This window comes from Kitasatospora dryopteridis (assembly GCF_050749075.1).
In the GTDB taxonomy this organism is placed as follows: Bacteria; Actinomycetota; Actinomycetes; order Streptomycetales; family Streptomycetaceae; genus Kitasatospora.
The window spans coordinates 5,914,958-5,927,432 of the sequence record NZ_CP192749.1; the positions used below are offsets into that span (position 1 = coordinate 5,914,958).

14 protein-coding genes and 3 pseudogenes are annotated in these 12,475 nt (G+C 69.8%); 15 read left to right on the plus strand and 2 right to left on the minus strand.

The window, feature by feature from the left end:
* Window positions 1–1,182 precede the first annotated feature (1,182 nt).
* Window positions 1,183–1,530, plus strand: a complete 348-nt coding sequence (locus ACQ614_RS26690; protein WP_431681262.1) for a hypothetical protein — start codon at window positions 1,183–1,185, stop codon at window positions 1,528–1,530.
* 93 nt (window positions 1,531–1,623) lie between these two features.
* Here the strand turns inward: ACQ614_RS26690 and ACQ614_RS26695 are convergent, their stop codons facing one another.
* The gene (locus ACQ614_RS26695) at window positions 1,624–2,367 is read right to left on the minus strand and encodes a class I SAM-dependent methyltransferase (protein ID WP_431681263.1); all 744 of its coding nucleotides are present in this window, start codon (window positions 2,365–2,367) and stop codon (window positions 1,624–1,626) included.
* A 94-nt stretch (window positions 2,368–2,461) separates the two neighbouring features.
* On the opposite strand from ACQ614_RS26695, the pseudogene ACQ614_RS26700 reads away from it, so the two are divergent.
* Window positions 2,462–2,662, plus strand: a pseudogene (locus tag ACQ614_RS26700) (ATP-binding protein); the annotation flags it as partial.
* A gap of 62 nt (window positions 2,663–2,724) precedes the next feature.
* On the opposite strand, the gene ACQ614_RS26705 reads toward ACQ614_RS26700, so the two are convergent.
* Complete coding sequence (locus tag ACQ614_RS26705; RefSeq protein WP_431676013.1) at window positions 2,725–3,846, minus strand: ISAs1 family transposase; 1,122 nt, start codon at window positions 3,844–3,846, stop codon at window positions 2,725–2,727.
* A 142-nt stretch (window positions 3,847–3,988) separates the two neighbouring features.
* On the opposite strand from ACQ614_RS26705, the pseudogene ACQ614_RS26710 reads away from it, so the two are divergent.
* The 13 genes and pseudogenes from ACQ614_RS26710 to ACQ614_RS26770 all read left to right on the plus strand — a co-directional run.
* Window positions 3,989–4,792, plus strand: a pseudogene (locus tag ACQ614_RS26710) (IS110 family transposase); the annotation flags it as partial.
* 43 nt (window positions 4,793–4,835) lie between these two features.
* Window positions 4,836–5,000: pseudogene (locus ACQ614_RS26715) on the plus strand (ATP-binding protein); the annotation flags it as partial.
* 365 nt (window positions 5,001–5,365) lie between these two features.
* Window positions 5,366–5,950, plus strand: coding sequence for a hypothetical protein (locus tag ACQ614_RS26720; protein ID WP_431681264.1), 585 nt, complete (start codon window positions 5,366–5,368; stop codon window positions 5,948–5,950).
* 104 nt (window positions 5,951–6,054) lie between these two features.
* Window positions 6,055–7,122, plus strand: coding sequence for a hypothetical protein (locus tag ACQ614_RS26725; protein ID WP_431681265.1), 1,068 nt, complete (start codon window positions 6,055–6,057; stop codon window positions 7,120–7,122).
* A 211-nt stretch (window positions 7,123–7,333) separates the two neighbouring features.
* Window positions 7,334–7,876 (plus strand): hypothetical protein, encoded by a 543-nt coding sequence (locus tag ACQ614_RS26730; protein ID WP_431681266.1) that lies wholly within the window; start codon window positions 7,334–7,336, stop codon window positions 7,874–7,876.
* Between the two features lie 126 nt (window positions 7,877–8,002).
* Window positions 8,003–8,968 carry a LysM peptidoglycan-binding domain-containing protein gene (locus ACQ614_RS26735; RefSeq protein ID WP_431681267.1) on the plus strand — a complete coding sequence of 322 codons (966 nt, stop codon included), beginning with the start codon at window positions 8,003–8,005 and terminating at the stop codon, window positions 8,966–8,968.
* Between the two features lie 159 nt (window positions 8,969–9,127).
* Entirely contained in the window at window positions 9,128–9,706 is a 579-nt protein-coding gene (locus tag ACQ614_RS26740; protein ID WP_431681268.1) for a hypothetical protein, read from the plus strand.
* A gap of 66 nt (window positions 9,707–9,772) precedes the next feature.
* Window positions 9,773–10,009, plus strand: a complete 237-nt coding sequence (locus ACQ614_RS26745; RefSeq protein ID WP_431681269.1) for a hypothetical protein — start codon at window positions 9,773–9,775, stop codon at window positions 10,007–10,009.
* A 99-nt stretch (window positions 10,010–10,108) separates the two neighbouring features.
* Window positions 10,109–10,462: an HU family DNA-binding protein gene (locus ACQ614_RS26750; RefSeq protein WP_431681270.1), complete on the plus strand. Its 354-nt coding sequence runs from the start codon at window positions 10,109–10,111 to the stop codon at window positions 10,460–10,462.
* A gap of 249 nt (window positions 10,463–10,711) precedes the next feature.
* Complete coding sequence (locus tag ACQ614_RS26755) at window positions 10,712–10,930, plus strand: hypothetical protein (protein WP_431681271.1); 219 nt, start codon at window positions 10,712–10,714, stop codon at window positions 10,928–10,930.
* A gap of 74 nt (window positions 10,931–11,004) precedes the next feature.
* Window positions 11,005–11,352, plus strand: a complete 348-nt coding sequence (locus ACQ614_RS26760) for a hypothetical protein (protein WP_431681273.1) — start codon at window positions 11,005–11,007, stop codon at window positions 11,350–11,352.
* Window positions 11,353–11,465: 113 nt separating this feature from the next.
* Window positions 11,466–12,041 carry a hypothetical protein gene (locus ACQ614_RS26765; protein WP_431681274.1) on the plus strand — a complete coding sequence of 192 codons (576 nt, stop codon included), beginning with the start codon at window positions 11,466–11,468 and terminating at the stop codon, window positions 12,039–12,041.
* 3 nt (window positions 12,042–12,044) lie between these two features.
* Window positions 12,045–12,404, plus strand: a complete 360-nt coding sequence (locus ACQ614_RS26770) for a single-stranded DNA-binding protein (RefSeq protein ID WP_431681275.1) — start codon at window positions 12,045–12,047, stop codon at window positions 12,402–12,404.
* The last annotated feature ends 71 nt before the right edge of the window (window positions 12,405–12,475 follow it).

Sequence of the window (12,475 nt, forward strand, 5' to 3'; positions counted from 1 at the left end):
GCCGAGCACCGCGCGCTGATAGGCAGACGCGGGCCGCTCGGCCTGGAGGACGTTGTCCATGGCTGCCGTGGTGCCCACCGGCTGCGGCCGGCGGGACCGGACACAGCCGGTCTCGCTGACTGTGCCGTGCCCAACGTGCCTCATGCGACTCAACTGATCAGATGGCCGTTGAGCTGCCAAGATCCTTCCCCGACCCCAGGTAGCGAGCGCCCGCCAGTGGATCGAGCGGGCAGGTTGGCACGCCTGTAGGTTCCGCGTTTGGGCGCCCAATTCCTGACCGACATGTCCAACGGATGTCGAATTGGACAGGCTTCGTGCGACTTTGCGTGTTAGTTGGCATCGGATCGCGTTTGTTAGCACAACCTCCGCCAGACGGCCGCAATGGATCAAGTGTGACGACTGGCGGCAGGTAGGCCGCTTGGCGCGCGGCGACGGGCCAAGACGGCCGGCTCCAGGACGCGTGCCACGTCGCGGAACTGACCGGCCTGGACGCGCGTCGCTGGCTGGCCGGCGGGCATCCGGCTGCTGGCACGCCGCGCCGCCCCTCGAAACGACACCTGGGGAAACTCACCAGTCTGAAGAAACGCACCGGCTGGCGCTATCAGATCACCGTCACCAACATCACCCGGATGCGCGCCGTGCCCGGCTCGCAGAACCCGCAGTTCCTCGACGTGCTGCACCGCGCCCACGCCGTGGTCGAAGACCGGGCGCACACTGAGAAGGCGATGGGCCCGCGCAAATACCGGGTGGGTCCTGGCCGCCAACCTCGCCGCCGACCTGGACGCCTGAACCCGACTGCTCGGCCTGCACGACGACAAGCAGCTCGTCCGCGCCGGAGGCCGAGACCCTGCGCTACCGGCTCTGGCACATCTTCGCGACTCCCGCGCCACGCCCACCGCCGATGGCTGCACCTGCCCGCCGACTGGCCCTGGCGCGAGGCGTTCCTGACCTGCTGGCAGCGCCTGACCACGCTGCCAGCACCCGACTGAACAACCGAAACTCATACAATTGATCACGGAAAGGACAGCGGGCCCTAGCCGGACCGTGGAAACCGGCGCAGCCCGCAGCGACACGACGGCCCGACACCCCCACCCCAGGGGAAACCGGGCGAGCACCCGGACGACTCAAGGAACGACTACACCCGACGAATCGAGGCCAAGCGTGGATGATCAACGTGTTATCGTGCTCGCTCTCGAATACCAATCGCTGCGATCAGATTTGGTGATGAGGTCTGCGGCCCGTTTTCAGTTCCTCGGATTTATTACAGCGTCTGCCGCCATTCTGGCTACGGGACTTGGTAGCTGGCACTTGCGCTTGGTGAGTCTAGGGGCAGCACTTTTCGTTATTGGGCTAACCGTTTTCTGGCTGCAGGGAAAGGAGCAGGCGGAAATCTCTACCAAAATTGCCGAAATCGAAAAGAGAATCAACGATCTCGTGCCCAATGATCCTAACCTGCTAAGCTGGGAAACAACCCATCAGGAACGCTCGTTCTTCGACCGCTGGATTCTAGGTCTGCGCCATGGCGCATAAGCGCGGGCGCAATCGTTAGGCAGAATAAAAGTCAAAGTAGGACACGAATTGGCCTTCGCTAAGGGTTTCGCCTAGTGGCGATTTAGACGCGTATCAGTTGTGGGAGCGGAAGCTACTCTTACTCGCGAAGTACCATACGTCCTTCCAGTTCCGACTGTACTTCGGCCCGGCCTTGTACTCAAGAATGGTGAGACCGCAAGCTGCGGCACGTCGGATGACCTTCTCGGGGGCCGCCCACGACATCGGCATAAGTCCAGGATAGCGCAGTACGTTTCGTTGTATCACGTTTAGTATTGAAGTTGGCAGGAGAAGGAAGGCAATTCCTGACAGCGTGGTGCGCGGCCTTGCGGGATACTGAAAAATTAGCAGTCCATTCGGATGAAGGATGCGAGCGAATTCGCGAAAGCATTCGTTCATCTGATTTTGCGTGAGATGCTGAAGGACGAAGGTGCTGTAAACCAGATCTGCACCACCTTCCCGCACTGTGTGAGTTGATTCACTGAAGCTGACATTATCTTCCGGATGGGTGCGTCGCGCCAAACTGAGCATTGTCCTGCTCGTGTCAATGCCAACGACCTGTTGGAACCTCTCTTTTAGTGCCCCGATCAGTCTTCCCGGACCGCAGCCAAAATCGACCGCCAGCGACCTACGAATCGGGTATACGTGACTCTCTTGCGCCGAATGTGATGCCCATGCGACCTCACGTTCGCCTGTGGCAAGGAATTCGTCATAACGCCAGTCAAAATGGCGTTTGCCATTAGTGCAAGCAGCCCACAGCGGGTCTTTATTCGCGAGAGTCTCCCATACGTCTTGACCATCATCGTCGCTGGTTTTCACATATCTTCCATTCTGGACTCATGGGGCGGGATTATCCGCCATGTAGCCTTAGCCTTGCTCCGTTCATGGTCCGAAACTAGCTTCGCCGACCCACATGCGCACCATGGACATCACGCCGGGGCTGCCCGCGACGGACAACTTCCAGCACTGGCCGCCGTGGCGGCCGCTCGTAGTCGAGACCGCCCGCCGCGTACTCGACTACACCAGCGGCACTCTGGTGATACCCATGACGGTCCTGGTCGAGCAGTACTGGCGCGAGATCAGCACCGGCCTCGCCCAACATGCCATTCCGGTGAGCACTTCGTCCGCGGAAGGCAGGGCTCTTGCAAGGTCTGATTTCTCTGGCATTCGCGCTGGTCAACGGGGGATGCCGAGGAGGTCGAGGGGCTTGGTGAAGGGTTCGTAGGACAGGTCGCGGACGGCCGCGGCGATGTTGGTGGCGCCGTCGGCGCGCAGGTGGTTGAGCGCGGTGTTGCGCAAGCCGGCCATGTTCTCCGGGCCGTGACCGGTGCGGACCTGGGAACGGTCCTCGTCCCAGAGGGTGTCACGAACGTAGTGGATCTTGTTCTCGATGCCCCAGTGCCCGCGGACGGCCTGGGCGAGGTTCTCGGGCTTCGCCCGCGACGAGGGCAGGTCGGTGACCACGTAGACGGTCTCGCGGGTCCGCTTGCCGGTGGCCTGTTCGGTGCGGTGACGAGTGATCCGGGCGACCTGCCTGACGTGCGGGAACGCGAAGTGGGAGACGGTGAGGACCTGGACGACCCGGGTCTCGGTGCGACCGTGGCCCCGGCTGCGGTCGTAGTACTTGGCGGTGGCCTGCTTCCAGGGCAAGGCCCGGCAGCTGGCGTGCAGGGTCGGCTGGTTGGCCTTCACCGTCAGGACGAAGTGGGCCTTCTTGTCCTCGACCAGGAACCGGGCGGTCTCGACCTGGGTGTGCAGGGCGTCGGCGGTGACGACCGTACCGGAGATGTCCAGCGCCGCCAGCAGGTCCCGCAGGCACGGGATCTCGTTCGTCCCGTCCGGCACCCGCAGCTGAGCCAGCAGACGGTCGTCCTGGTCGACGACCGAGAGCAGGTGGGCGGCCTGCCGGTCTCGGGTGCGTGAGCCCCTCGCGCTCTTGCCGTCCGCCGCGAGCCGGCGTGGCCGGGGACCCGGCTCGCCGACCGGCTGCAGCAGGACAGCGAGCCCGGCCGGGTTCAGCTTCTCGACCACACGGCGCACAGTGTCCATCGACGCCGCCGGCCGCACGCCCAGCGCGCCGCGCGGCGGGAAGCCCAGCCTCTCCAGCGTGTGCTGCGGGGCGCGCCGTAGCCACTGACCAATCGCCGCGTACGAACGGGCCCCGGCCACCACCGCGCAGGCCGCCGCGCGGACCAGTGCGAGCAGTGGATACCGCCGTCCGCGCCGATCCCGCGGGTCCCACGCCTCGGGCCCGTCACCCGCACCGGTGACAACGCACGACAGCACGGCCGCGGGCATGGAAGACTCACAGAACACCGAAGCTCCGTTGGTAGTAAGCGACTTGAGAGGTCACTCACACCAACGGAGCTTCGGTCTTTCCGGTCACACCCCCGATGACCAGGCGCTTTGCAAGATCACATCGACCTTGCAACAGCCCTGGCTCACTGCCCGCCGCTACGACCTCACCGCGGACCGCACCCGCGCGATCAACCGCCTGCGCGCCCAGATCCTGGAGTACTTCCCGGCCCTCGAGCGCGCCTTCGACTACAGCACATCCAAGGCCGCCCTCCTGCTGCTGACCGGCTACCAGACGCCGGCCGCCCTGCGCAGGATCGGCCAGGCTCGCCTGGCCACATGGCTCGCCAACCGCAAGGTGCGAAACGCCCCGGCCGTCGCCGCTGCGGCACTCCAGGCAGCCCACGCCCAGCACACCGTCATCCCCGGTGAGAAGACCGCCGCGGTCATGGTGAACACCCTAGCCAAGGCGGTGATGGCCCTGGACGAAGAGATCGCACGCACCGACGCGGCGATCGAGGCACGGTTCCGCCAGCACCCGCACGCCGACGCCCTCACGAGCATGCCCGGCATCGGAATCCTGCTCGGCGCCGAGTTCATCGCCTGCACCGGCGGTGACATGGATGTCTTCGGCAGCCCGAACCGGCTCGCCGGCGTCGCCGGCCTGGCGCCCGTCCCCAAGGACTCCGGCAGGATAAGCGGCAACATGCGCCGGCCTCACCGCTACCACCGTCGGCTCTTGCGCGTTTTCTACCTCTCCGCCCAGGTCGCCGCCCGTTGCTGCCCCAGCTCAAGGACGTTCTACGAACGCAAGCGGAGCGAGGGCAAGACCCACAAGCAGGCCATCCTCGCCCTCGCCCGCCGCCGCCTCAACGTCCTCTGGGCTCTCATACGCGACCAGCGCACCTTCACCGCCGAGCCACCCCGACGCGACCTCGCAGAGGCATGACACAACCACCTCACGTCACCAGGCCGGTTGACAAACACCATTGGGAATCACTGTTCTTGGCCCCAACTCCCCACTCCGTCTCAAATACCTTGAGCCCTACGCCGAGGCGGCCCGCACGGGGCTGCACGCCGGGGCCGAGGTCGTCGACACGACGCAACTCACGCCCGCCCAGGCCGCCCTGCAGATTGCAGAGGCCGTCAAGGGATGAGGTCCACCAGACACGCGGAACGGGCCCGGCGAGGATTGGACACGGTTCTGCGGAACGCATTCGGAGAACACGAGCGCGGAATACCGAAGCCTTGCAGGTCACAACGATGCGGTTGGACAGCGAACCACGGAACCTACAACGCCTGGGTGCGTCCCAGTCTCGATCAGGCCAGGCCCGGAGGCTGCCCCAGGAGCTTCGGGCCTCCCGCTCGGACGCTCCCGCCTGACAGCTACCGGATGATCGCCCCGGGTGCTTGGCCGTGGCGGTCGTCGGAGCGCCCTTGACCTGCTGTTCGACGTACCGTCCCCACTGTGGATACCCCCCGTCCTGGCCGCCGTGGCCGCCGCCCAGCCCTCGAACCGGAGGTGGAGAAGAGGCTGCTGGACGCGGTGCGCGCCGGCGTGCCGGTGAGCGATGCGGCGCCGATGGCCGGCGTGCACGCCAGCACGGTGTACCGGTGGCTGGAGCGGGGGGAGCAGGAGCAGCAGCGCATCGAGGCCGGCCAGCGGGCGCGGGCGGGGGAGCGGCAGTTTCGCGAGTTTCGCGACAGGTTCATGCGCGCGCGGAGCGAGGGCAAGGCGCAGCTGGTGCTGCTGGTGCGGAAGGCGGCGCAGGGCGGGCACGTGCTGAGAGAGCGGACTCGGGTGGTGCGGGACCCGGAGACGGGCCAGCAGGTGGTGCAGACGGAGCGGGACTTCGCGCAGCCGGACTGGCGGGCGGCGCAGTTCCTCCTGGCGTGCCTCGCGCCGGAGTCGTTCGGCCGGGCGGCGCAGGCCCGGATCGAGCTGGCGCCCGCGGGTGGTGGGGAGCTGCCGGCTCCGGGCGGGGCGGGTGAGGACATCGACCGGCTGGCGGCCCGCCTGGCTCAGATCCGCGAGGAGTTCGCTGCGGAGCTGGAGGATGACGCGCAGGTCGTCGATGCCGAGCTCATCGAGGGCCCCGAGACCTGATTGCCCAACTCTCTTGCCTTCTAAGGCTGTTGTCCTGTTTCGCCAGGGTTGGTGAGTGTGGGTGCAGCCGGGCCGCAGGGGCCCGGGGGAGGGGAGAAGCCCGCATGGCCAGCAAGGACGTCGAGTTGGGGCGCCAGGCCGCCGAGGTCGCCGACCGGGTGGTGAGTGAGATGCGGTCGGCGGACAGCGTGCTGCGCACGGCCGGCCTCGGCGACCTGCCGGACCACGCGATCAACGGGGGGATGCTGCTGAGCGCCCTCCCGCAGGACGTACTGAACCTGACCCAGGTGCGGGCGATGACGACGCTCGGAGCGACCTGGAGGCTGTGGGGCCGCGCGAAGAACGTCTACGCGATTCACCCCGACATGGTCTCGGAGCTGTGGTCGTACGGCGTCGGCCAGCTGCCCGGGGAGCTGTTCCGCAACCTGCGGCACCCGAACCCGGCGGTGGTCTTCGCGCAGCCGCCCGTCATCACGCTGACCGCAGGCGGGCATGGCCGTCTGCTCGCGATCTTCTTCTGCGGTCGGCTGAGCGGCGAACGGCTCCTGTGCCTGACCTCCGACGGGCGCATGGGGGAGGTCGCGGTGATCGCGATCGCTGAGCCGCTCGCGGAGGACGGCACGCCGCTGCCGCCCCCGGCTGGCGCCCGCGTCGCGCCGCTCGAGTACATCCACTGCACGATCCCGGTCGAGGCCGGCGTGCGGTTCACCGCTGGGGATCTCGCGGGCCGCCTCGCCCGGAAGGCTGGCCTCGACGAGCCGACGGACGGTCACCGCGACGTCGTCACCCGCGTTCTGCAGATCGCCGTGTACCTGTGCTCCTCGAAGGCGGAGATCGCGCTCCCGCCTGCTCCTCGCAGCAAGGCCGCCAAACGCGGCAGGCAGCGCAAGCCAGGGGAGACGTTCCTGCGGGTGGGCTGGCGGCTCGGCCCGATGCTCAAGGCCGCGCGGCTGCGCGCCCAGGAGACGCGGCGCAGCGGCCCTCACGCGGCTCCCGGGGTGTTAGGCAGGAGGCAGTACCCGCACCAGCGGGGCGGGCACCAGAAGACCGTGTGGAAGGGCCCGGGCCGGACCGTCGCGGACTCGGTCCTGGTGGCCCCGTACTGGGTGTCGCAAGACCTCCTGGACGGCGACGGCGCAGCCCCGGAAGGCATCGTGCGACCGGTGCGCTGAGCCTGTTGTCCCCGCCGGGCGGTGGTGGGGAAGGTGGCAAGGGCCCGCCCGCGCCGGGCCCTTGCGCACCCCGGACCCCCTAGAGAGAGGCCCGGCGCCCGCAGGGTCCGGATCGGGTCCACCCCGGCCCGGACCTCGGACGCAGGGAGCCGGCGCGGGTGAGGCCCACCAGTTGCCAGCCCCCACGCGACGGGGCGCCTTGGAGGAGACCATGCCGAAGCCCACTATGCCCGAGCTGCCGCCGGGCCTTGCCGCCCGCCCGATCGACCAGCGGCGCGGCCTACCGATCCCCGCCGTCAACGAGCGGCCCGACGGCACCGCCGACTTCCTGTCGATCAACGGCCAGACCACGATCAAGCTGGCCGTCGCAGGCCGATGCTCGCTGTGCACACGCCCGATGTCGGGCCTGGCCGCGTTCCTCGGCGGACCCAAATCGGCGGCGGCGGGCGGCTACTCCGACCCGCCGATGCACGAGGAGTGCGCGGAAGCCGCCCTGCGGCTGTGCCCGCACATCGCCCGCCAGCACGCCCGCCGCGCCACCGAGTGCCGAATCCCCGAGGGAACCGCGGTGCCCGAGGGGTTCTCCGAGGCCAAGCCCCAGGAGTGGGTGATGGTCCTGGCCGGCAGCTTCGGTGCCGGGCTGATGCCTGCCGAGGGGGGCGGCCTCGTGCCCGTCTTCCTGCTCGCCAACTATGAGCGGACGCGCCGATTCGTCTACGAGGACGGCGTGTTGGTCGAGAAGACCGGTAGCTGACGGCGCGACCTTAACGACGGCCCCGGCATAGCTTCCCCGGCACACCAACCACCCCACCTGGGAGGACACCGTGCCGACCAACCAGAAGCGCGACCGCTGGGCCGCCTACGGGCGGGAGGCGGGCCGATGAAGCTCGTCTCCCGCTCCGAGTGGGGCGCAGCCGACCCCACCGGCCCCTACACCCGCATCAGCTCCACCCGGGGCGTGAAGATCCACTACGAGGGCTCCCCGGTCCCGGACGCCCTGCTAGGTGACCACGGCCGGTGCGCCGGCCACGTCCGGGACATCCAGGCCTCGCACATGGCGAACCGGGAGGAGGGCTGGATCGACATCGCGTACTCGTTCGTCGTCTGCCCCCACGGCTACGTGCACGAGGGACGCGGCCTCGGTCATCGGAACGGGGCGAACGGCAACTCGACGCTCAACGCGGGCCACTACGCGGTGTGCGCCATGGTCGGAACCTCCGGCATCACCTCGCCGACCGACGAGATGCTGAACGGCCTGGTCGACGCCATCGAGTACTGCCGCAGCGATGGCGGCGCCGGCGGCGAGGTCCGGGGCCACCGGGACGGGTACGCGACCGACTGCCCCGGCGACGACCTGTACGCCTGGGTCCAGAACGGCGCGCCCAGGCCCGCAGGCGGCGGAGGCGGCGGAGGGGCGGCGCCGCAGCCCTCCGGCGCCGGCGCCGGCATCTACACGGTGCAGCCGGGCGATACCCTCAGCGCCCTCGCCGGCCGCTTCGAGACCAGCGTGACGCAGCTCGTCACCCTCAACGGCATCTCCGATCCCGACCTGATCCAGGTGGGCCAGCAGCTCCAGATCCTCGCCCCGCCGTTCCCGGGCCGCGAGTTCTTCGTCCTGGGCGCGCACAGCCCCTACGCCAAGCAGCTGCAGACCTGGCTCCAGGCCGGTGACTGGGGGCCGGCGTACCGGGTCGGGCCGAGCGAGGACATGGAGCCGCTGGACCTGGAGAAGGTGGCGGCGCTTCAGGAGCACTACATCGACGATCTCGGGCCGGCTGACGGGCTGACCGGGCCTGTTACGTGGCTGTACGCCTATCAGACGGCGCACGGCCTGCGTGCTCGGTAGGTCTCCAACTCGGCTGCGGGGTGGGCGCTTTGAGTGCCCACCCCGCACCTAAAGTTACCAGCGTCTAGTTATTTGACTCAGGTCTGTTATGTGCGAGGCTGGTCCTGCCAGCCGGGGAAACGCGAAGCCCCGGCCCAACGCACAAGGAGTTACAGCCCCATGACCGACACCCCCGCCACTGAGGCCAACGCCCAGTCCGGCACCCGTCCGGCCACCAAGCGCCTCGACAAGCGGACCGTGGTCGCCCTCGGCCTCGCCGCCGCCGGGTTCGTCGCCGGTTCCGTCGTGATGGGCCGCCCGGCCGCCACCCCGGCCCCGGGTGCCCAGCCCGTCCCGACCAACCTCGTCCCGACCCTGACGGCCGCCCCGGCCCAGCTCAACACCGAGGCCCCCACCCTCCCGGCCCTGCCGACCCAGGTCCCGGCGGCCCCGGCCCTCCCCCCGGCCGCCCCGGCCCTGCCGGTGGCGCCCGCCGTCCCGGCCCCGGGTCTCACCCCTGCCCCGGCCGTCGTCACCCAGACGGCCGAGCAGCCCGCCCCCGTCCCGACCGTCACCGTGACGGTCACCCACGCCCAGACCGCCCCCACCCCGGGGGCGCCCGCCCCGACCAGCGCGCCCACGATCTGCGCGCCCGCCCCCTCGCCCACCGCGACCGTGAGCCCGTCGGCCAACACCAGCCCCTCGCCCGTCCCGACCAGCGTCCCGCCCGTGGTGCCCGGTCGCCCGACCGGCCACTGACCGGAACCTGACCGGCCCCGCCCCGCGCGGGGCCGGTCAGGCCCCACCCCAGGAAGGAACCCCGCCATGCGCGGCCCCGCTCTGTTCGTCGGCTCTCTCCTCGCCGGACTGGTGCTCGGCACCATCAGCGGCGCTGCCGTGGCACGCACCACCGACGCCCCCGGCCAGCCGCCCGCCATCCCCGCGTCCCAGCCCGTCCAGCCCGGCTGCGCCACGCCGCCCGGCCCGGCAAAGCCGGCCGTCACCCCGTCTCAGCCCGCGCCGAGCCCGGCCCCGGCGCCCGCGCCGCAGCTCGCCGTGTAGCGGGCCCCTGCGCCCCGGGCCGGACGCCGTGGCAACTCACCGGCGCCCGGCCCGGCACCAACCCTCGACCCCATCCCACCCAGGACAGGAACCCCCTCCATGAACGTCAACAAGAACGCCCTCATCGACCGCGTCGCCCCCCAGCTCGGGAGCCGACGCGCCGCCGCCGAGGCCGTCGAGGTCGTCCTCGACACCATCGCCCGCACCCTCGCCGAGGGGAGCTCGGTCTCCGTCACCGGCTTCGGCGTCTTCGAGCCCGCAGAGCGCGCCAGCCGCCTCGCCCGCAACCCCCAGACCGGCGACAGGGTCACGATCCCCGCGCGTCGCGTGCCCCGCTTCCGCCCCCACCAGCGACTCAAGGACCTCACGGATGGCCGGCGCCCGCTCCCGACGGTCGGCAGTTCGATCCGCAAGGACCCCAAGGGCACCCACACGGCGCAGGACGCGGCGTGAACCTCGCCGACCGCCTGGCCGCCCTGTTCGAGCAGTTCCACCCGGCGCCGCCCACCCCGTACGTGCTGCGCCGCGACGTGGACATGTCCGGGGTCTCGGGCACCGGAACGGTCGCCGAGGGCTGCTACTTCTCGACCGCCGCGGGCTCCGCCGCGGTCACCCGCTGGCGGGGGGAGTGGGGGCTCGACCGTCGCGTGGGACCGGGCGAAGGGCGTCGAGGCGATCCACGGGCACGGCGGGGCCACCCGCGTGGTCGAGGTGCCGGTGCCGGCCATGGTGGCGGCCCTGACCTCAATCGTGTCCCTCGGTGTGCAGTGCGGCGAGGACCCGTGGTCGGACGGCTGGAACGAGGCGCTAAAGACCATTGGTGGCCTCGTCGAAGCGGCGCTCGGCGCGCACCTGCCGGCGGGTCCCGAGGGCGTGAGGTCCACCGAACCTGCAGCATGCGACTCAGGTAAAGATAGTTGACCTGGGTCTGTTGTCGGTGGAGGCTGGTACCGCCAGCCGGGGCCAGCGAACCCCGGCCCAACCAAGGAGCCAACATGCCGCGCGTCAACCACGGAGACACCCTCACCAAGATCCGCCCGCTCGTCGGCGGGGCCGTCTCAGGCATCAAGCAGGTGTGCCGGGTCGGGGACGTCATCCTCGTCGCCTCCCTGGCGGAGGCCATCCGTGACGAGTGGTACGACGGCATCACCGTCCGGGTGCTCTCCCCCCGCGCAGGAGAGCTGGACGTCAACCACTTCCGTTTCGCTGACCACGGAACCCTGCCGCACCATGACGGCGGCATGCTCACCGCCTACAACGCGCACCTCCTGGACGAGCGCGGGGCGCTGGAGCCCCAGGGTCTGCGGGACGCCATCGGCCGGTACATCGCCAGCATCTGCTGACAGGCCGCGGGGGGACCGCCGTACACACTGCGGCGGTCCCCCGTGCGACACGCTGGGCCGGCCCGCTCCCGGCCCGCTCCGCAGCCATCAGCCTCACAGGGGAGAGACACGCCATGGCCGGCTTCCCGGTCCGCTACCACGGCAGCATCACCGAGCTTCACGGACTCGCCTTCACCGCCACCGTGCACGACTGCGACGACGACCACGGCCAGGACATCACCGGCCGCGACGAGGGATGCCACACCCTCATCGGCGAGGCCAGCCAATCCCTCACCCACGTCCGCCGCAGCAGCATCACCCCGATCGCGCCTGACGGCGACGACCTCCACCGGGCCGCCCGGGACGGCGACTGGATCCACCTGCCCAACCTGGGCGAGGTCCGATTCGCCTACCAGGAGTTCGGCCCCACCCGCCGGACCCGGTGGATCCACTACTGCGCCTGCTCCGGCCGCCGCTGGAGCATCTCCGCACGCCTCGTCTCCATCTACAGCGCCTCCGCCACGCGCACCCGCTACACCACGCCCCAAGAGCGGCATGCCTGGCAGCTGTGCATGGCACTGGACGAGCTCGCCGACACCTACGCCCACCCCCACCAGCGGCGGATCTTCGAGGAGCAAGCCGACCTTGTCGAACGCCTTACCCAGCAGCAGGAGCTCAACGCCGTCGGCGCGGCCGGACCGGGCAGGTGACCCGTGAGCACCCAGATGTGGATCGGCCGCATCGCCAGCAGCCCCGAACTTCACCGCATGCCGGGCAGCCCCGTCCAGAACGTCACGTTCACCCTCGAGGAGCGCCCCGCCCTGGCCGAACGCGGCAAGCGCCGGGCCACCGCCGGCCCGCTGCTCCTGCGGTGCGTCGCCTGGCGCGGCCTGGCCCAGCTGATCGCCGACACCTTCAGGACGGGCGACCGCGTGATCGTGATCGGCACCCTGCGCCAGCGCACCGGCCGCGCCACGGCCGCCGTCGAACTCGAGGTGTCCGACATCGGAGCGCTGCTCCACGAAGGCGCGCCCTTCACGCGCGCGCCGGCCATCCCCGGCGAGCCGGACTGAACCGCGGGGGCGGCGGTGCGAGCGCTCCTCGCGCCGCCCTCCGGCCGCCTGATAGACATGACGTCTTACTT